The 19,735-nt window shown below is 47.1% G+C and carries 17 protein-coding genes; all 17 read right to left on the bottom strand.

Annotation, left to right across the window (positions count from 1 at the left end; all coding sequences use genetic code 11):
- Window positions 1–143: 143 nt before the first annotated feature.
- Complete coding sequence (locus ACXACS_RS07010) at window positions 144–1,022, bottom strand: peptidoglycan DD-metalloendopeptidase family protein (RefSeq protein ID WP_474805359.1); 879 nt, start codon at window positions 1,020–1,022, stop codon at window positions 144–146.
- A gap of 207 nt (window positions 1,023–1,229) precedes the next feature.
- On the bottom strand, window positions 1,230–2,141 hold the full coding sequence (gene lpxC, locus ACXACS_RS07005) for a UDP-3-O-acyl-N-acetylglucosamine deacetylase (RefSeq protein ID WP_474805358.1): 912 nt from the start codon (window positions 2,139–2,141) through the stop codon (window positions 1,230–1,232).
- Window positions 2,142–2,354: 213 nt separating this feature from the next.
- A complete protein-coding gene (gene ftsZ, locus ACXACS_RS07000; protein ID WP_474805357.1) occupies window positions 2,355–3,521 on the bottom strand; it encodes a cell division protein FtsZ in 1,167 nt (388 codons plus the stop codon).
- Between the two features lie 109 nt (window positions 3,522–3,630).
- Complete coding sequence (gene ftsA / locus ACXACS_RS06995) at window positions 3,631–4,860, bottom strand: cell division protein FtsA (protein WP_474805356.1); 1,230 nt, start codon at window positions 4,858–4,860, stop codon at window positions 3,631–3,633.
- A 7-nt stretch (window positions 4,861–4,867) separates the two neighbouring features.
- Window positions 4,868–5,638 carry a cell division protein FtsQ/DivIB gene (locus tag ACXACS_RS06990; RefSeq protein WP_474805355.1) on the bottom strand — a complete coding sequence of 257 codons (771 nt, stop codon included), beginning with the start codon at window positions 5,636–5,638 and terminating at the stop codon, window positions 4,868–4,870.
- Window positions 5,639–5,640: 2 nt separating this feature from the next.
- A complete protein-coding gene (locus ACXACS_RS06985) occupies window positions 5,641–6,624 on the bottom strand; it encodes a D-alanine--D-alanine ligase (protein ID WP_269916831.1) in 984 nt (327 codons plus the stop codon).
- Between the two features lies 1 nt (window position 6,625).
- Complete coding sequence (murC, locus tag ACXACS_RS06980) at window positions 6,626–8,071, bottom strand: UDP-N-acetylmuramate--L-alanine ligase (protein WP_474805354.1); 1,446 nt, start codon at window positions 8,069–8,071, stop codon at window positions 6,626–6,628.
- On the bottom strand, window positions 8,071–9,201 hold the full coding sequence (murG, locus tag ACXACS_RS06975) for an undecaprenyldiphospho-muramoylpentapeptide beta-N-acetylglucosaminyltransferase (RefSeq protein ID WP_474805353.1): 1,131 nt from the start codon (window positions 9,199–9,201) through the stop codon (window positions 8,071–8,073). Before murG ends, murC begins: the two co-directional genes overlap by 1 nt.
- The gene (gene ftsW, locus ACXACS_RS06970; RefSeq protein ID WP_474805352.1) at window positions 9,194–10,618 is read right to left on the bottom strand and encodes a cell division protein FtsW; all 1,425 of its coding nucleotides are present in this window, start codon (window positions 10,616–10,618) and stop codon (window positions 9,194–9,196) included. Before ftsW ends, murG begins: the two co-directional genes overlap by 8 nt.
- Window positions 10,615–12,111: a UDP-N-acetylmuramoyl-L-alanine--D-glutamate ligase gene (gene murD / locus ACXACS_RS06965; protein ID WP_474805351.1), complete on the bottom strand. Its 1,497-nt coding sequence runs from the start codon at window positions 12,109–12,111 to the stop codon at window positions 10,615–10,617. The genes ftsW and murD overlap by 4 nt, the downstream gene beginning before the upstream one ends.
- A 21-nt stretch (window positions 12,112–12,132) precedes the next feature.
- Complete coding sequence (gene mraY / locus ACXACS_RS06960) at window positions 12,133–13,215, bottom strand: phospho-N-acetylmuramoyl-pentapeptide-transferase (protein WP_014950432.1); 1,083 nt, start codon at window positions 13,213–13,215, stop codon at window positions 12,133–12,135.
- The gene (locus ACXACS_RS06955) at window positions 13,209–14,618 is read right to left on the bottom strand and encodes a UDP-N-acetylmuramoyl-tripeptide--D-alanyl-D-alanine ligase (protein WP_474805350.1); all 1,410 of its coding nucleotides are present in this window, start codon (window positions 14,616–14,618) and stop codon (window positions 13,209–13,211) included. The genes mraY and ACXACS_RS06955 overlap by 7 nt, the downstream gene beginning before the upstream one ends.
- Entirely contained in the window at window positions 14,615–16,195 is a 1,581-nt protein-coding gene (locus ACXACS_RS06950) for a Mur ligase family protein (RefSeq protein ID WP_474805349.1), read from the bottom strand. The genes ACXACS_RS06955 and ACXACS_RS06950 overlap by 4 nt, the downstream gene beginning before the upstream one ends.
- Entirely contained in the window at window positions 16,185–17,960 is a 1,776-nt protein-coding gene (locus ACXACS_RS06945; protein WP_474805348.1) for a peptidoglycan D,D-transpeptidase FtsI family protein, read from the bottom strand. Before ACXACS_RS06945 ends, ACXACS_RS06950 begins: the two co-directional genes overlap by 11 nt.
- Window positions 17,957–18,292, bottom strand: coding sequence for a cell division protein FtsL (ftsL, locus tag ACXACS_RS06940; RefSeq protein WP_118492788.1), 336 nt, complete (start codon window positions 18,290–18,292; stop codon window positions 17,957–17,959). The genes ACXACS_RS06945 and ftsL overlap by 4 nt, the downstream gene beginning before the upstream one ends.
- Complete coding sequence (rsmH, locus tag ACXACS_RS06935; protein WP_474805347.1) at window positions 18,289–19,230, bottom strand: 16S rRNA (cytosine(1402)-N(4))-methyltransferase RsmH; 942 nt, start codon at window positions 19,228–19,230, stop codon at window positions 18,289–18,291. Before rsmH ends, ftsL begins: the two co-directional genes overlap by 4 nt.
- Window positions 19,227–19,685, bottom strand: coding sequence for a division/cell wall cluster transcriptional repressor MraZ (mraZ, locus tag ACXACS_RS06930; RefSeq protein ID WP_024016783.1), 459 nt, complete (start codon window positions 19,683–19,685; stop codon window positions 19,227–19,229). The genes rsmH and mraZ overlap by 4 nt, the downstream gene beginning before the upstream one ends.
- Window positions 19,686–19,735 lie beyond the last annotated feature (50 nt).

Here is a 19,735-nt window from a genome sequence, read left to right as displayed (position 1 = left end):
ACATCGTGCACAGCTAAATTAAACGTATAAAACACAATATTAAATGCGTTGTGTTCTGCGATGTTCTTAAATTATGCTTCTTCGCTTCAAATGACTTAACTAACAAGGCATCATCAACGAGAATTACCTGGCTGCTACCTACGCTACTTTTTGTAAACGAAAGGCAGAGGATCGATTGGTTTTCCGTTTCTTATTACTTCGTAGTGGACATGAACGCCAGTTGAGCGCCCCGTATTGCCCATTTTTGCAATTGGCTCCCCTTTGGTCACCACATCGCCTATTGAAACAGTAAGGGTGTCGTTGTGCCCATAGCGGGTAACATAGCCATCACCGTGATCAATTTCTACTAGTTGGCCATAGCCATAGCGCTCACCCGCCCAGGTTACAATACCTGCGGCAGTTGCTACTACGTTTTCCCCTGCTTTACCCGCGAAGTCTAGCCCTTTGTGCATAGTAGGTTCGCCAGTAAACGGGTCGGCCCGCATACCATAATAAGAAGACAACCACCCTGACTCTATCGGACGACCAGATAATTGGCTCTGTTCGTTGATATGGTGACCCCTTACCAAACTTTCAAGCATAGACAACTGTTGAGACTTTAAATCAAGTGATTGCTCTAGTTTGGCTATATCATGAAGGATGGGGTCGTCTTGGAGGTTTTCCGGTATCGATACCGGTACGAAAGCGTCCAGGTCAGCCGCTGACATACCTAATTCTGTTGCGATTTGCTTGCCCTTTTCGTCAAGTAGCGAGGCCTGTGCAGACAATTCTGCTACATGAGAAAGCAAAGCTTTTAGTTTTATCGTTGTTTGTTGCTTTAGCGCTTCAACGTCTTTTTGTTTTTCGCTGACTTCAGTTTGCGCTAAACGAACCCGTGCGACATCTTCCGACACAGATTCTGTAGAACGGCTCGACACTAGCATAAAAATAGACGAGAGCACGGTCGCGCTCACGAGCGTACGAACACTAATGCTGTGCCTGTAGCGTTTGTTTTTACCTGCTAATGTGATTGTTAATTTCATACCACGAAGAAAATTGCTGTTTCACGCCACTCTTTTTCATACCACTTCATAACACTATGAATGTGTATTAGCCAAAGGCGACAACCTTCAACTTATAGTTTTTTGTCGCATGGGTGAAATTTATATTAATTATTTGGCTACTGTATCATTTATTTCAGTAATTGCCATATGAAAAAAAGCCGCCCGTTAGGCGGCTTTTCTAAATTTTTACGCTAACGCGGGTTGAGCATAACGAATGGGTGCCGTTTCCTGCGAGTCGTAGGTCACAAACTCCCAACACTCCTTTTGCGCAAGTACTGCGTTTAGTAGTTTGTTGTTCAGACCATGGCCTGTTTTGTACGCACGCAATTCACCAATCAAACTGTGGCCGCCAAGATACAAGTCACCAATAGCGTCCAAAATCTTGTGCTTCAAGAATTCATCATCGTAGCGTAACCCTTCAGGGTTAAGCACGCGGAACTCATCTAACGCTACTGCATTTTCCATGCTGCCACCCAACGCTAGATTGTTAGCATTCATGTATTCTAAGTCGCGCATGAAGCCAAAGGTACGCGCACGGCTCACTTCGTTAACATACGAACACGAATCGAAATCCATCACCATATGCTGACGAGTTTGACTGATCACAGGGTGGTCAAAGTCAATTTGGAAATCAACACGGAAGCCGTCGTAAGGCACTAACTCGGCCCACTTATCGCCATCTTCTACACGAACTGGCTTTTTAATACGAATAAACTGCTTAGGCGCGTTTAGCTCTTCAACACCAGCAGATTGAAGTAAAAATACGAACGGGCTAGCACTTCCGTCCATAATTGGCAGCTCGTTACTGTCTACTTCAACAATAATGTTGTCGATGCCTAAACCTGCAAGTGCAGACGCTAAGTGCTCTACCGTTTGGATAGTTACACCGTCTTCGTTGTTTAGGCACGTACACAGCATGGTATTACCTACCGCGTTCGCACGCGAAGGTATGTCAACATGTGGTTCAAGGTCAACACGCCTAAACACGATACCCGTGTTTGCTGGCGCAGGTCGGAGAGTCATTGTGACCTTTTCCCCTTTATGAAGCCCAATTCCGGTCTCTTGTACCGATTGCTTGATTGTACGTTGTCTAATCATCTGCTTAAGCTTTTACCTATTAAAAAAGCGGGCGCGAATTATAGTGAGTTATTACTCACATGTCAAAAAACACCCGTTCTGGCAAGTTTCACCCTGTCAGATTACGCATTTTCTTAACCTATTCACGCGAAATTCTTCACGCTGTGTAAATACACCTTACTAAGTAAGACAACACAAACGTAAAATAATTCCCTTCCTTTTCAGGCAGCTAAATTAGTCTGCCTGCTTGCGAAGAAACGCAGGAATATCCAAATACTCTAAATCGTTGTCTGGCTGAGCACTGTCGTCAGCTTTCAGCGCTTGGTTGCCTTCTGTACCACCTACTGCAGAACGCGGTTCACTTGTTTGTGAATTACCGTATTCCTTAGCCGGCTGTGTAAGGCGAGAACCTTCTGCGCTTACTAATGAAATGTCAGGCTTACGCTCTGCGCCAATACCGGTTGCAACAACCGTTACGCGAAGCTCATCTGTCATTTCCATATCGATAACGGTACCGACAACCACAGTCGCATTTTCTGATGCGAACGCTTTAACAGCGTTACCTACAGTCTCAAACTCATCGATAGCGAAATCCGGACCCGCAGTGATATTCACAAGAATACCGCGCGCGCCTGACAAGTCGATATCTTCAAGCAATGGACTAGCAATCGCTGATTCAGCGGCTTCTTCAGCGCGGTCTGGGCCGCTTGCTGCACCGCTACCCATCATAGCTTTACCCATCTCAGACATAACAGTACGTACGTCTGCGAAGTCAACATTGATCAGACCAGGGCGAGTGATTAGCTCCGCAATACCTTGAACTGCGCCGCGCAAAACATCATTTGCTGCGCTAAATGCTTGCAGAAGCGGCGTGCCTGGACCCATCACTTTTAATAGCTTTTCATTCGGAATAGTAATAAGCGAGTCAACGTTGTTAGCTAGCTCAACAATACCTTGTTCAGCAAACGAGGTACGTTTTTTACCTTCAAATGGGAAGGGCTTAGTCACTACCGCTACCGTAAGAATACCCATTTCTCGGGCGATCTTCGCCACTTCAGGTGCTGCACCTGTACCTGTACCACCGCCCATGCCGGCCGTGATGAAAACCATATCGGCACCGTCTAGCGCCTGACGAATGGTTTCTCTGTCTTCTTGCGCAGCTTCGCGGCCAATATTTGGATCGGCACCTGCACCTAAGCCTTTGGTTACGCTTGAGCCAATTTGAAGTGTTACGTCTGCACTTGAGCTACGAAGCACCTGTGCGTCAGTATTCACTGCGATAAATTCTACGCCTTCAATGCTTTGAGACACCATGTGCTCAACGGCATTACCACCGCCGCCACCGACACCGATGACTTTGATTACGGCTTCTTCGCCGTGACTATCCATTAATTCGAACATACTTACTCTCCGGTTGTACGTCTTTTTAAACACTACGCCAGGTCATTCCCTTAGGCTAATTGCTTCCTGCTAGCCTTAATGCCGTAGCTATAGCGCCCCCAAAATAAAATTAAAATTCACCTTTAAACCAGCTTTGCACTCGATGAAATAAGCTTTCACCGGTTTTCTGCGTACTGGACTTCTTATTATCAGATTGTACTTTGCCATATTGCAGCAGCCCTACGACTGTTGCAAAGCCAGCATCATCAACGTATTCAGACAAGCCTTTTACGTCGATGGGTTTGCCCACGCGCACGGGCATCTGGAAAAGTTCTTCGGCAAATTCCACAGCACCTTCCATCTTAGCGGTACCACCAGTAAGTACAAGACCTGCTGCGATTTGCTCTTCCAGACCGCTGGCACGAATTTCATCATGTACCAGCTCAAAAAGCTCTTGATAGCGAGGTTCAATCACCTCAGCTAGCGTATGTCGAGACATCACTCTAGCCGGGCGCCCGCCCACGCTAGGTACTTCAATACTGTCTTCCATACTCACCATATCTTTCAATGCACAGGCATAATTCACCTTAATTTCTTCTGCATTGCTGATAGGCGTTCTAAATATTTTAGCAATGTCGCTAGTAATTTGATTACCCGCAACCGGTATAACTGCCGTGTGGCGAATCGCACCATCTGTGAATATAACCATATCCATAGTGCCGCCACCAATGTCAACCACACACACGCCAAGCTCTCGCTCGTCGTCAGTTAACACAGCATAACTTGACGCCAACGCTGAAAAAATCAGCTGGTCGGCATTCAGTTCACAACGCTCTACACATTTCACCATGTTTTTCGCCATATCGTCGGCGCAGGTGATAATGTGGGCGTCGGCTTCCATTCGTACTCCTGACATACCGATAGGGTTTTTAATACCTTCTTGTACATCAATGGTAAACTCTTGAGGTAACACATGAAGTAAACGACGTTCTGCAGCAATTGGCACACTGCGCGCCGCATGAATAACGTTATCTACATCTTCTTGTGTTACTTCTTGGTTGTTAATCGGTACCATGCCGTTTTCGTTTTGGCATTTTACGTGACGCCCCGAGATAGACATGAAAACTGAAGATACACGGCAATCTGCCATTAACTCCATCTCGTTTACTGCACGCTGTACTGACTTAACGACCAGGTTTAAATCGTTAACGCCGCCCTTATCCATGCCTTTCGATGCATGGGTGCCCACGCCAACGATACTGATTTGATCGTCTTCTAGTAATTCACCCACCACGGCCTTTACTTGGCTGGTGCCGATATCTAGCCCTACAATCAAATTGCGTTCAGCAGGTTTTGACATGGTTTCCTTAACTCTCTTCATCTGTGGCGCTGTCATCTTTCCATCCGACTGCAACGCCCGTGTCATAGCGAAGGTCGACGTATTTCACCGCCTTCTCTTGTTGCGCCAAAAGTGGATAAACATCAATAAACCTTTGTAGCCTATCGATAAACTCCTGACGCCCTAAATTCAATTTAATGCCGTTTTCCAACTGCACTTGCCACGCAAATCGCTCACTCAGTGACAATTCATCAATTGTCATGTCTGTTGTTGCTATTAACGCGTGCATCGCGTTGTAGCCTTCGAGGGCGGTTTTTTCACTGCCGCCCGGACCGTACAAGCGCGGCAAATCAAGCTTCACGCCTTCGTCGTTAAACGTGTCCCCATAAGGGTTTAACAACAAATCTTCATTCCATTGCGCAACCGGCTGCTGCTCAACCAAATAAATTTTTAACGTATTTGGCCACTTCTTTCTTACTGACGCGCGATAAACCCAAGGCTGCGCTTCAACAAGCTCAAATACTTCGTTTACGTCAAGCGCAAAAAAGCTTCCAGGCTGCGCCTTGCGTATTAACCGCTCTAGCTTGGTAATATCGATGTGCTGATAATCACCAGAAAAATCGATAACCTGAACCGGCATTTGCTGTTCGTCTTGCAAATACTGGTTTGCTTTAAGCCCGCCAAATACTAACCCAGCAATTACAAACAGTAAGAACGCGACACCGCCCCACACTGCCGTTTTGCTTTTTCCGCCTTTTTCAGAAGCAGACTTAACTTGGTTAGTATTGGTATCCGCCACGTTTACGCCTTGTTTGCAACGTCATCAAAACTGGTAGAAAGAATACTTAGTACCAGTTCGTCAAATGTTAATCCTGCAACTTTGGCTGCCTTGGGCACCAAACTCTTTTCTGTCATGCCAGGTACTGTGTTCGCCTCTAGCAAGTAAAATTGCCTTTGGTTGTCCTGCATAACGTCAATTCTTCCCCAACCGCTGCCAGAAATAGCGTCAAAAGCACGAGATGCCAGTTTTGCTAACTGTGCTTCTTGCTCTTCAGACAAGCCGCTTGGGCAATAGTATTCTGTTGTATTATCCTGATATTTCGCAGCATAATCATAGAACGTATGTGGAGTAGACATGCGAATAGACGGCAACGCCTGCCCCTGTAAAACAGAAACAGTGAATTCGGGGCCGTCTATATACTGCTCTAACAGGACTTGATTATCGTATTTAAAGGCGTCCTGAATGGCAGTTTCGAGTTGTTTAGCGCTTGTCACTCTCGCCATGCCAATACTCGACCCTTCTCTGGCCGGTTTTACCATGACTTCATTCCCCAATTTATCCATTATAGCGCTGCACTTACCAGCTTCAAAGTGCCTTTTATCAGCAATTTCATATTTTGCAGTGGGTAAACCTAAACTTTGCCACACTTGCTTAGTATGAATTTTATCCATTGCCAGCGCAGAGCCTAAAACTGGGCTCCCCGTATAGGGAATTTTTAGGAACTGAAGGGCCCCTTGCATAGAGCCATCTTCACCGCCGCGACCGTGAAGCATGATTAGTGCTCTGTCGACGTTTAATTCAAGAAGATCCGTAAGCGGCCGCTCTGCTGGGTCAAAACCAAAGGCATCCACGCCTTGCCTCAATAGCGCTTTTAATACCGCGTTACCTGAATTAAGTGATACTTCGCGCTCTGCAGAGTCACCACCAAGCAGCACAGCCACTTTACCGTACTCGCTGGGCGAATGAGTTTTCTGCGAGCGAGCACTTACCGAAGGACTAATCATGTTATTCCCCTTCCTTAGCAAGTGTGGCAGGCTCTAACTCATGGCGTGCTAGAAGCTTAGCAATTTGTCCGATATTACCGGCACCTTGGGTCATGACGATATCGCCATCCTGTATGATATTCGCCAAAATACCTGGCAGCGCCTCTTTATCGCCCACATAAACAGGCTCTATCTGGCCGCGCTGACGTATGGAGCGGCACAGTGCTTTACTGTCAGCGCCTTCAATAGGCTGTTCGCTGGCGGCATATACATCTAGAAGCAACAGTGCATCGACGCTAGATAGCACTTCAACGAAATCTTCATAGAGGTCGCGGGTTCGCGTAAAGCGATGGGGCTGATAAACCATAACTAAGCGTTTATCAGGCCAGTTTGCCCGAGCCGCAGCGATAGTCGCTTTAACTTCCGTTGGGTGGTGACCATAGTCATCCACCAAACAAACTTCACCTTTACTGGTAGTAAACGTACCTAGCTGCTCGAAACGACGGCCTATGCCGCCAAAGCTGGCTAGCGCGCGAATGATAGCGTCGTCATCTACACCTTCATCCGTTGCTACAGCAATAGCAGCAAGGGCATTAAGCACGTTGTGGTTACCGGTGAGGTTCAACGTAATATCTAACGGTTCACGCTCTGGTCGAATAACGGTAAAACTCGCTTTACCAAATGACAGTGAAATATTCTCTGCACGATAGTCGTTATGAGATTCAAAGCCGTAGGTGAGAATACTTCGGCCTATGCGAGGACGAATCTCTTGAATATTCGCATCGTCACCACATACGATGGCCTGACCGTAAAACGGTAGGTTTGACAAAAACTCAACAAAGGTATCTTTTACTTTCGAGAAGTCGCCACCATAGGTATCCATATGGTCCGCTTCAATATTGGTTACAACCGATACCATTGGCTGCAAGTGAAGGAAGGACGCGTCACTCTCATCAGCCTCGGCGATTAGATAACGGCTTTTGCCTAGTCGCGCATTCGTACCAGCGCTATTAAGCAGGCCACCAATAACAAAGGTAGGGTCATACTCAGCTTCTGCGAAAATCGTAGAAATCAAACTGGTTGTGGTCGTTTTTCCATGGGTACCCGCTACTGCAATACCGTGGCGGAAGCGCATCAGCTCTGCCAACATTTCTGCACGACGAATGATCGGAATGCGCTTTTCACGAGCTACGATAATTTCTGGGTTTTGCTCATTGATGGCGCTAGAAACCACAATAACGTCCATGCCTTCGACATTTTCCGCGCGATGACCTATTTTAACATCAGCACCTAATTCGCTTAAGCGCTGGGTCATTGGCCCTTCTTGAATGTCAGAGCCAGCAATAGCATAACCTTCGTTTAGTAATACTTCGGCAATACCACCCATACCGGCACCGCCGATACCAATAAAGAATATATTTTTAACCCGGCGCATTTGCGGGCTTTCAAATGGGGTTTTAAAAACCATTAGTCCCCTACTCCTACCACGCTTTTAACGTGGCTTACTACATTTTCCGTGGCATGAGTGCTTGCACATATTTTCGCTACAGCACCCATTCTTAAGCAGTCTTCAGGGTGTTTTAACCACTGACGCACCGCCTGCCCCAAATTTTCTTTCAATACAGATTGAGCAATCATCAGTGCCGCATTTTGCTTCACCAACGACTGCGCATTTTTGGCTTGGTGATCGTCCACCGCAAAAGGTAGCGGAACGAAAATCGCCGCGCGTCCTGCAGCTGCAACCTCGCTCACCGTAAGCGCACCGGCTCTGCAGACAATAAAGTCAGCCCATTCATAGGCTGCGGCCATATCATCAATAAAATCACTGACATCAACTTTCGCCATATCAGCGCCTACGGATTTATAAGCTTGAGCAACACTTTCACTGTTGCCTTTACCGCACTGGTGCTTTATTGATAAACCTTCTAGGACACCGCATGTCTCAGGCACAGTTTCATTCAAAATCTGTGCACCTAAACTGCCGCCAACTACAAGCATATTTAAACCTTGCTTGTGCTCACTAGTGTTTTCAAAGGTGTTTGCACGAGCGTCTGCGTTAATGTCTACAGGTTTAGGTATCACCTGCCAAATTTCATCGCGAACAGGATTGCCAACAGTATGCACCTTATCTGCAACCCCTGAAAATTGTTCTTTAGCATCGTTAAAGCCAAGCAACACACGGCTTGCAAATTTACTGAGAAGCTTATTAGTCATGCCAGCCGCTGCGTTTTGTTCATGCACTATCACAGGAATACCTAAGCTCTTCGCTGCAACGCCGCCAGGACCGCTCGCATAGCCGCCAAAACCAATAACAATATCCGGCTGTAGACGTTTTATAATTCGTCTTGCAGAAAATAAGCTTTTTACTAAAGCGACAGCACCTTGAAGGCGTGCCGACATACCTTTGCCACGAAGCCCTTTTACCGGAATAAAGTGAATAGGTATCTCGTGCTTAGGCACAACCTGCGCTTCCATTCGCTCGGCAGTGCCTAGCCAATGAATGTCCCAGCCTTCATTTCGAAGCGCGTTTGCTACCGCAAGACCAGGGAAAACATGCCCGCCTGTACCACCAGCCATAATTAAGCAACGCTTAGCCATTATCAGCCTCCTGCGCTACGCGCGCGAGTATGGCTTTAATGCCGGCCTTGCCTTCATCTTCCGCACTTGATGTTTTGGCGCTAGGTTTAGCTTCAACCGTCGCTGTAGAAAAGTCTGTTTCATCTTTATTGCTCTCTACACTCGCTCCATCATCAGCATGTGCCGCTTTAGATTGAGACGCGCTTGTAGGAATAGGCTTTTTACGTCGGGCTTTGCTTTTACCGGATTTGCTGTCTCCTCGGCCAATCGCCTGTACGCCATCAACGCGTAATTCAAAATCGATTCGAAGTAATATGGCTACCGCTACTGACATAATGATAAGTGACGAGCCACCGTAGCTAACCAACGGCAGTGTTAACCCTTTGGTTGGCAGAATACCGGCGCTTGCACCAATATTTACCGCCGTTTGGAAACTGAACCAGATGCCTATGCTGTAAGCCATGTAACCATCAAACGCTCGCCCTTTTTCAAGTGCCTTATTTCCAATACTCAGTGCACGCAATACCATCCATAAAATAAGGCCAAGTACGGCAAGTACGCCAACAAAGCCGAGCTCTTCAGCTAAAATAGCCATAACAAAGTCAGTGTGCGCTTCTGGCAGAAATTCTAATTTTTGTAAGCTGTTACCCAGGCCTTGCCCAAACCAGTTACCACGGCCATAGGCCATTAAAGACTGGGTAAGCTGATAACCAGCACCAAATGGATCGGCCCAAGGATCTAAAAATGAGGTAACCCGTTTCATTCGGTATTCTTCAAACACAATAAGCGCTACAACCGCCAATATGCCCGCGAACACCAATGCAAAGAACTGCCAAAGTCGTGCACCTGCTAAAAACAACAGGCCAATTGTGGTGGCAAACATCACGACTACTGTACCTAAGTCGGGCTGAAGCAAAAGCAACATTGCAAGTGCAAAGAACACCACAAGGGGCTTTATGAAGCCTTTTAGGTTCTCGGTAACTTCTTCGTATCGGCGAACCAGATACCCTGCTAGATAAGCGAAAAAGTAGAGTTTAGCAGGTTCAGCGGCTTGCACCGTAATAGGACCGATGACTAACCAACGGGTACTGCCGTTCACTGTTCGACCAACAAGCAATACTGCTACGAGCAGCGCAATCGCCGCGAGTAACAGGTACGGGTTAGTGGTACGCCAAAACTGCATCGGCAGTTGAAGGGTTATCATTGCAGCCGTCAAGGCACACGCAATATAAATACCGTGGCGAATAGCAAAGTAGAAGGGATTGTCGTGCAGCCTATCTGCCACCGGCATAGACGCCGAGGTAACAATAACAACCCCAATGCTCATCAGTGCAAGCGCAATCAAGATCAGCGTTACATCATAGGGTTGCGTTACCGAGGGCTGCCCGTCGTGCTTCGCGGCAAATAACGCGCTAAGTTTAGTAGAGGCAGTCATCATGATGCAGCCTCCACAGCGCCCTTGCCCTTACTGTGTAAATTATGTAGGTCGTGCACGTCTTGTTTAAACACGTCACCGCGATGCATATAGTTTTTAAACATATCTAAACTTGCACACGCCGGAGAAAGCAGCACTACATCACCAGGGGCAGCAAGTCTTGTTGCTGCTTTTACGGCATCTTTCATGGTTGCCACACGAGTGGTATGCGCAAAGCTCTTTTCAAACAGGTGTGCATCTTTGCCCAAAGCAAACACATGCGATACATATTTAGTTAGATAAGGCGAGAGGCTCGCTATATCAGCGCCTTTAGCGTCACCACCTGCAATAAGAATAAGCTTCCCTTGTATAGTCGGGGCTAACCCTTCAAGAGCTGCGACCGTGGCACCAATGTTGGTTGCTTTGGAATCGTCGATATAGCGAACGTCGTTTACACTGGCTATTTCCACACACCGATGTGGTGCTGCTTTAAAACTGTGTAGATGTTTAACCGCTAGCTCTGGCGAAACACCTAGCTGAAGGCAGATGCCTAATGCAGCCATGATGTTTAGAACGTTATGCATGCCCGCTAAGTGAATATCGCTAAGGGCAATAAGCTTTTCGCCGTTAAACGTGATGTATAGACCTTGTTTATCGCTAAGCGTGTTACTGTCACCGTTAAATGACGCAATCGCAAACCCTGTGGTCGACTCCCCCAGCCCATATTCAATGATATTCATTGACGCTAGCGAATCTTCAATAGATACGGCGTTTAATGCAACATTAGCCTTAGCATCAGCAATAATCTGCTCGTCTGGCGCTACAAACTCACCGTCTCGCCACACAACCGCAGATTTTGCGTTATCAAAAATGCGATGCTTAGCATCAATATATGCCTCAAGGGTGATATGACGGTCTAGGTGATCATCGGAAATATTAAGCACAGTAGCAGCTTCAAGCACAAGGCTAGAGGTTGTTTCAAGTTGAAAACTTGATAGCTCCATCACCACTACATCTGCATCACTTTGTAGTGCTTCAAGCACAGGGCGGCCTACATTGCCCGCTTCAATGCTTTTTACACCACAGCTTTTAAGCAGATGGTTCACTAATAGAGTAACCGTGGTTTTACCGTTAGAACCGGTTATGCCGACTACGCGTTTAGTTGGCGCAGTACTGCTCGTGTTGGCATTTAAACGGGCGAACAACTCAACATCGCCGATCACCTCAACGCCACACTTTTGCGCTAAAGCCACTTGTTCAATATCCAGAGCAAGCCCCGGGCTTAACACCAAGGTGTTTACACCATCAAAGTAATCTTCGCTTAGGGCATGGCAAGTGACCTTGTCTGCCATAAACGCTTGCATGTCAGTATCAAGATCAGCAGGTGCAGTAAAATTAGCACGGGTATCAAACGCTTTAACCGTTGCTTTCTTTTGCAACAAAAAGCGCACGCAAGCCTGACCTGTAACACCTAGGCCACCGACTACATAACTATGCTCACGTACGTTATACGACATTACGATTTATCTCTTTACCGCTTATCTAAGTTTGAGGGTAGCAAGACCCACCAACACCAAAATGATTGAAATGATCCAAAAACGCACGATAACCCGCGGCTCTGGCCAGCCCTTCAATTCATAGTGGTGGTGAATAGGGGCCATGCGGAAAATTCGCTGACCACGCAATTTGTAAGAACCTACCTGAAGGATGACCGACAGGGTTTCCATAACAAAAACACCACCCATAATGATTAATACCAGTTCCTGACGCACTAGTACTGCAAGCACGCCTAATGTGCCGCCTAGTGCTAGTGAACCAACATCGCCCATAAAAACTTGTGCTGGGTACGTGTTAAACCATAAGAAGCCTAAGCCTGCACCGACCATAGCGGTACACACAATCACCAGTTCACTAGTAAGCGGAATATGAGGAATATTCAGGTATTCAGCAAAGTTCGCGTTGCCTGTCACATAGGCAAAAATGGCAAATGCGCCCGCGACTAGTATGGTTGGAACGATGGCAAGTCCATCCAGTCCATCGGTAAGGTTTACCGCGTTACTTGTGCCTACAATGGCAAAGTAAGTAATGATGATGAAGAACGCCCCTAACTGCGGGAACACTTCTTTGAAAAAAGGCACTAGCAGCGAGGTTTCAGCGCTTATCGTTGCGCTGCTATATAGATAGAACGCAACCCCTAATGCAACTACCGATTGCCAGAAATACTTCCAACGGGCGATGAGCCCCTTAGAGTCTTTGCGGATCACTTTTCTGTAGTCGTCGACAAACCCAATAATACCGTAGGCCACAACCACGGTAAGGGTTACCAACACATAACGGTTAGTCAGGTCAGCCCAAAGCAGGCCGCTTACTACAATTGCTGCGAGTATAAGTAACCCGCCCATTGTGGGTGTGCCTGATTTTGATAAATGGCTTTGCGGGCCATCGTCTCGTACAGTTTGACCAATTTGCATGCGCTGCAAATAACGAATCATCTTAGGGCCAATTAGAATGGCAATAAGTAATGCGGTCAGCGTGCTTAAAATTGCACGAAGGGTAAGGTATGAAAATACGTTAAACCCTGAATCGAATTGTGTCAGCCAGTCGGCTAGCCAAATTAACATGCTATTCGCTCCCGACGGCTATCGTGCTTTCCCAGCGCAGAGGCCTCTACCGCCTCTACCACACGCTCCATTTTGGAGCTGCGTGAACCTTTAACTAAAATTGAAATATCGCGCTGCTGCACTAACAAATCACTCTCCATTGCGGCCAACAAACTTTCAACATCGCTGAAATGACCACCGTTTTCATTAAACACAGCACTCGCTGATTGACTCAAAACACCCATGGTATACAGGTAATTAATTCCTTTTTGTTTAGCGTATTCCCCTACCTGCTCGTGGTAATAACGCGCTTTTTCGCCCAGCTCTTTCATATCGCCTAATACAAGAACGCGGATGCCTGAAAAGCTACTTAGCGTATCAATTGCTGCATTAACAGACGCAACGTTGGCGTTGTAGGTGTCATCTAACAGGCGAACTTGTTCGGTAAGTTGTTTTACATTTAAGCGGCCGCTAACTTGCTTCATGGCAAGTAAGCCGTCGCGCACGTTTTCTAATGTTGCGCCAACTTGCAGGGTTAATGCGGCAGCTACAAGTGCATTACCCACGTTGTGAACGCCTGGAATAGTAAGCTGAATAGACATATCACCTTGCGGGCAAACCAAGTGGAATTCGGCGCACCCATCTAATCCAATGGTGATATCTTCTGCTCTAAAGTCAGCATCGTTTTTCTGCTGGGGCGAAAACGTTAGCGTTTTGGTCTGTTTAAGTTTGCCTTGCCAAAATTCAGCAAACTGGCTATCAACATTGACTATCGCTACACCGTCACTGCCTAAGCCTTTAAAGATTTCGCTTTTAGCGCGTGCCACGCCTAGCAAACTGCCAAAACCTTCTAGATGAGAAGCGGCGGCATTTACGATAGTCGCTACGTCCGGCTTAACAAGGTTCGTGGTATAGGCAATTTCACCAATGTGATTTGCGCCTAACTCCATAACCGCGTATTCATGCTGAGGCTCTAGGCGTAAAAGGGTTAGCGGCACACCGATATCATTATTGAAGTTACCGTTTGTGGCTAATACATTTCCTCTTCGCGCCAAAATAGCCGCGCACATTTCCTTTACGGTGGTTTTACCACTGCTTCCGGTGATAGCAATCGTTTTGGGCGCCACGTGTGATTTTACGGCCGCGCCTAAGAGGCCAAGCGCTTCTTTGGTATCTTCAACCATGATGACAGGTAACGTGGTCGCTACGTCTTCACTGGCAATAACCGCGCTAGCTCCCGCTTTCTCAGCCGTTGAAATAAAATCATGGCCATTGAAATTCGGGCCTTTCAAGGCCAAATAAACTGCGCCATCTTCAAGGGTGCGGGTATCGGTACTTACCGCTGACACTTCAACGTCAGCAGCACCTTTTAATAATTTTCCATTAACCTTTTCGGCTATCCATGACAGCGTTGTTGTTATCATTTGCTGTACTCCTGTTGCAGTCGCGCCACAACTGCACGTTCGTTATAGTTAGTCTTTTTGTCACCGATAATTTGGTAATCTTCATGGCCTTTTCCGGCCACAATGATGATGTCGCTTTCATGCCCATGCTTAAGGCAGTGGCGAATAGCTTGCTCGCGGTCGGGAATAGACACTGCCAGCTCAGAGTTTTTTAAGCCCGCAATGATGTCCTTAGCAATAGACTCAGGGCTTTCGCTTCTGCTGTTGTCGGTGGTGATCACAATAGCGTCAGCGCCTGACTCAGCAGCCTGGCCCATTAGTGGTCGCTTACCTTTGTCTCGGTCTCCGCCACAACCAAACACACACCATACTTTGCCCGCGGTGTGGAATTTGGCGCTTAGCAGCACTTTTTCTAGTGCATCTGGCGTGTGCGCGTAGTCCACCACCAAGTTAGCAGCACCCGTTACAGGGAAAACTTCCATTCGCCCGGGTACAGGCGTGATTGCATTTACCGCGTTAACCACGTCATCGAAACGCTCACCCTCAGCGAGTAGCGTACCTATAGCGCTAAGTACATTGCTGATATTGAACTTTCCAAATAGTGGCAGCGAAATAGCAGCGCTTCCCCACGAACTTAACAGTTCAAAGCTACATCCACCTGCATGATAAGAAGCATTTGTGGCGAAACAATGGCGACTTTGAGGATTGTTATGCTCTCGCAAGAACTCACTGTCACCGTTTTCATCCAGACCGCTTCCATCCAGACCACCTTCGTCTATTCCTGTCCAGATTCGTGTAATCGTCTTATCTGCTGCGCCATCCCACTTCTTACTTTCATCGTCGTTAGCGTTTAATACCACAGCCTTTAAACCTGGCTGCTGAAGTAGCAAGCGCTTGGCTCTGCCATACTCTTCCATTGTGCCGTGATAATCTAAGTGGTCACGAGTAAGGTTGGTGAAAACAGCGATATCGGTTTTTACTGTACCAAGACGTCCTTGAACCAATGCGTGAGAACTTGCTTCAAAGGCCGTATGGCGCACTTCGCTCTGCACAAAGTCTGCCAACAAATATTGCATACGTATGGCATCGGGGGTGGTATTTGCCGCTGGCGTGTTCGACCACTGAGTTTCATCGCCCTCAAACACACTACTTCCTAAGGTTCCTATGCTCGCGCAACGGGTACCCAATGCATCCTTAAGCTGGGTAAGCAGTTGAACTGTGGAGGTTTTTCCATTAGTTCCTGTCACTGCTACCGTTGTCATTTTCTGGGCAGGGTAGTCATAAAACGCAGCAGCCAATGCAGAGAGCATTTGCGGTAGTTCATAAAGCGAAATGATGACGCTGTGGTCACGCATTTCCATTTGACCGTGAGCGCGACTGTCTTCAGTTTGCGCCAGAATTACACGGGCCCCTAAACTTATTGCCTGGGGTATAAAATCGCGACCATCGCGTTCGTGGCCTTTCACCGCAACAAACGCTAAGCGTGTATTCACTTCTCGGCTGTCTAGAGTTAAACCCTCAATGCGAATATCGGGAGCATCCACTCCAAATTTCGCTAACAAGGCTTTTATACTTTGAATAAAGGCACTAACTACCACTTTGACCTCCTTTCAATAAGCGACTAGAAGTAACCTGCTTGTCATCGGGCGTTACGTTTAGCATGTGCAGTGCACCACCCATAATTGATGAAAAGACAGGTGCAGCGGTATCCCCCGCGTGATACAAATCGCCGCCGGGTTCGTTGATCAACACAATAGTCACTAGTCTTGGGTCAGACACTGGTGCAATACCGGCGAAAATATTGACGTACTCTTCCCCGTAACCGCCGGCTACTGCTTTGCGGCTGGTACCTGTTTTGCCCGCTACTCGATAACCTGGAACTGCAGCTTTGGTTGCCGTGCCACCGCGCTGGGTTACGCTTTCCATCATTTGAACAATGGCTTTTGCATTTTCTTCGCTGATCACGCGTTCTGATTGAGCTTGCCACGAAGGTTGCTCTGGTGACTTGATGATATTTAGTGGTGTTTTTGTACCGCCGTTTGCCAATGTAGCGTAAAGACGCCCTAGCTGTGCTGTAGTTACAGAGATACCGTACCCAAACGACAGCGTGGCTAATTCAAACTCAGACCAGCGACTGCGCTCATGAAAGATACCGCTACTTTCACCCGCCATATTAAGCCCAGTATCACTCATAAGGCCCATGTTGTAGTAGGTATCCAGCAGGAACTGCTTAGGCACAGACAACGCCAGTTTAGATGTGCCCATGTTCGAGGAGTGCTGAATAATTTCTTCTAGCGTTAGCTCGCCATAGTTGCGTGAGTCTTTTACTAGACTGCCGCCTAAACGCATCCAACCTGGGTGGGTGTTTACTGAATCTTCAGGCTCAACTTCACCGAATTCTAATGCAGTAAGCACGGCCAGCGGCTTCAATGCTGAACCCGGCTCGAACGCGTCAGTAATAACTCGGTTACGCATTCTATGCGCAGACAATTTGCTTCTGTCGTTCGGATTAAATGAAGGCGCGTTAACCATTGCTAATACATCACCGCTTTTTACATCGATGACAATGGCGGAAGCCGAACTTGATTGATAGTAAATCATGGCTTCTTTAATTTCTTTGTAAGCAAGTGCTTGAATGCGCTGATCGATAGTCAACTGCAGGTCACCGGCTTTTTCACCAGATTTAGTTTCTAAGATTTCTACCTGACGGCCTTTCGCATCACGGCGTATTTTACGAGAGCCAGGGGTGCCCGTTAGCCACTCGTTATACATGCGCTCTAAGCCTTCAACACCTGTGTCATCCACATCGGTAACACCGATTAACTGTGCTGACACCTCACCGGTAGGATAGTAGCGGCGGCTTTCACGGCGAAGATAAATGCCTGGAATGTCCAGTTTATCAACGTATTCTGCCATAGCCGGCGACACCTGACGCTGCAAATAAACAAAGCGGCGTTTAGGGTTTGCCACTTTATCTTTCAATTCATTTACGTCTTGGCGCAGTACATCTGCCAGCGCTTCCCAGCGGCGTTCTTCCTCGAAGCCGTTGTTCTCATGGATAATCTTAGGGTCTGCGTAAATGGCGCGAACAGGAACACTTACCGCCAGTTCAACACCGTTTCGGTCGGTGATCAAGCCGCGATAAGTTGGCATGTCACGGGTTCTAAGCGTGCGGTTGTCGCCTTGTTGAATAAGCTCATCAGGTTCGATAACTTGAATGTAAGCAGCCCGTGCGGCTAACACACCAAACACTAGCATGATCACAATAAGCACAACCACAAAACGCCAGTGTACTAGGCTTGGCGTCACATTTTGTTTTGCGCCTGTCTTGTTGCGCTTGCGAGAAAGTGCAGATGTACTCATTTCAGCCTCACCACTACTTCATCGTCTGCCGTGGCACGGTACATTTCTAACTGCTTTTCAACCAGGTTTTCTATGCGATTGTGCTCAGTTAACGCCCGTTGCTCAAGCACCAGGTTACGCCACTCAACATCAAGCTCATCTTTCTCTTGCATTAGGTCTTCAAGGGCGATGACTTGCTGTCTGTTGTGGTGACTGCTAAGCGTTACCGCCATAGCACTTGTGATAACCATTAAATACAACAAAACCCGCAACTTGTTGCGGGTCAAATCTGAAACAATAATGAGCAGTAATTTGAAATTAGTGCTGGCCTTGTCTGGTATGGCTTTGGTCATAACTTTTCTGCCACACGCAATACCGAACTGCGGGAGCGAACGTTGTTCGCAATCTCCTGTTCTGAGGGTTTTATTGCTTTACCCAGAGCTTTGAGCACTTTATCTGCATCTATTTCAGCTTGGGTTATCGGTAAATTGTGCGGTACAACTTTCCCTTTACTTTGATCCTTAATGAAACGCTTTACTAAGCGGTCTTCTAACGAGTGAAATGAAATAACGGCTAATCGGCCTTCTTTTGCTAACACTTGTGTGGCAGCTTTAAGACCCACGCGAAGTTGCTCTAGCTCAGCATTGATATAAATGCGGATACCTTGGAATGCGCGGGTTGCAGGATGCTTGAATTTGTCTTTTACAGGTACGGCTTCATCGATGATTTTGGCAAGCTGAGCAGTACGGGTAATAGGTGTATCTTTACGTGTGTTAACAATAGCGTGAGCAATGCGCTTGCCGAACTTCTCTTCGCCAAACTCTTTAATGACCTGTGTTATGTCTTGCTCTTCTGCGCTAGCCAACCAGTCTGCAGCACTTTGTCCACGTGAGGTGTCCATACGCATATCCAGCGGGCCGTCACGAAGAAAGCTAAAGCCGCGTTCAGCATCGTCAAGTTGAGGTGAAGATACGCCTAAGTCCATAAGCACACCGTCAATCTTACCGGTTAGCCCTAGCGCTTCGATTTCTTCTGCCATATCACCAAACGGTGAATGGATAATGCTAAAACGCTTATCTTCAGCGAAGCGTTCCGCCGCTTTGATTGCTTGCGGGTCACGGTCAAAAGCGATGAGACGCCCATTTTCACCTAAAGCCTTCAAAATATGTGCTGAATGCCCACCACGTCCAAACGTAGCATCGATATAAATGCCGTCCGGTTTAATGGCCAGCGCTTCAATGCACTCATCAAGCAGTACTGAAATGTGTTTAAATTCGCTAGGCTGCGTCATAGAGAAAAGTCCTGTAATCGTTCGGTAAGTTCAAATTCGCCTTTGCGTTCGGTGTCTATATCAGCTTCAACTTGTTGCGCCCAAATATCGGCATCCCAAATTTCGAATTTGTTTAACTGACCAACTAACATGACTTCTTTTGAGAGTTTTGCGAAACTTCGCAGTGGAGTAGGAATAAGAATACGTCCGCTTTTATCCATCTCGCCTTCTGAAGCATAACCTAGTAGCAATCGCTGCAAGCGACGCTCGGCTGGGATCATGCTTGAAAGTTTAGAGAGTTTTAGCTCAATCTCTTCCCATTCGGGAAGTGGGTAAAGCAGCAAACAACTTTGTTGTGTATCGACTGTGCAGACCAGTTGTCCCTGACAATCATCCAGCAGCGACTGACGATACTTCGTCGGTATAGCCAGTCTGCCTTTTGTATCCAGATTGATTGCGTTAGCGCCGCGGAACATTCCCCTAGCCTTTTATTATTTGCTCTTGGTTTTCTTGTTTTTTGAGTACT

The sequence above is a fragment of the Alteromonas sp. AWM4_230 genome, assembly GCF_056158305.1.
Note: the sequence above shows the minus strand (reverse complement) of the source record. Positions and strands in the feature narration are given on the sequence as shown.

Bases quoted from the DNA above. Each gene is read 5' to 3' on its own strand.
- mraY (WP_014950432.1), bottom strand. From the start codon at position 13,215: ATGTTAATTTGGCTAGCCGACTGGCTGACACAATTCGATTCAGGGTTT.
- ftsA (WP_474805356.1), bottom strand. From the start codon at position 4,860: ATGTCAAAACCTGCTGAACGCAATTTGATTGTAGGGCTAGATATCGGC.
- ftsW (WP_474805352.1), bottom strand. From the start codon at position 10,618: ATGATGACTGCCTCTACTAAACTTAGCGCGTTATTTGCCGCGAAGCAC.
- ACXACS_RS06955 (WP_474805350.1), bottom strand. From the start codon at position 14,618: ATGATAACAACAACGCTGTCATGGATAGCCGAAAAGGTTAATGGAAAA.
- murG (WP_474805353.1), bottom strand. From the start codon at position 9,201: ATGGCTAAGCGTTGCTTAATTATGGCTGGTGGTACAGGCGGGCATGTT.
- ACXACS_RS06945 (WP_474805348.1), bottom strand. From the start codon at position 17,960: ATGAGTACATCTGCACTTTCTCGCAAGCGCAACAAGACAGGCGCAAAA.
- ftsZ (WP_474805357.1), bottom strand. From the start codon at position 3,521: ATGTTCGAATTAATGGATAGTCACGGCGAAGAAGCCGTAATCAAAGTC.
- murC (WP_474805354.1), bottom strand. From the start codon at position 8,071: ATGGTTTTTAAAACCCCATTTGAAAGCCCGCAAATGCGCCGGGTTAAA.
- ACXACS_RS07010 (WP_474805359.1), bottom strand. From the start codon at position 1,022: ATGAAATTAACAATCACATTAGCAGGTAAAAACAAACGCTACAGGCAC.
- murD (WP_474805351.1), bottom strand. From the start codon at position 12,111: ATGTCGTATAACGTACGTGAGCATAGTTATGTAGTCGGTGGCCTAGGT.
- mraZ (WP_024016783.1), bottom strand. From the start codon at position 19,685: ATGTTCCGCGGCGCTAACGCAATCAATCTGGATACAAAAGGCAGACTG.
- lpxC (WP_474805358.1), bottom strand. From the start codon at position 2,141: ATGATTAGACAACGTACAATCAAGCAATCGGTACAAGAGACCGGAATT.
- ACXACS_RS06985 (WP_269916831.1), bottom strand. From the start codon at position 6,624: ATGATTAGTCCTTCGGTAAGTGCTCGCTCGCAGAAAACTCATTCGCCC.
- rsmH (WP_474805347.1), bottom strand. From the start codon at position 19,230: ATGACGCAGCCTAGCGAATTTAAACACATTTCAGTACTGCTTGATGAG.
- ftsL (WP_118492788.1), bottom strand. From the start codon at position 18,292: ATGACCAAAGCCATACCAGACAAGGCCAGCACTAATTTCAAATTACTG.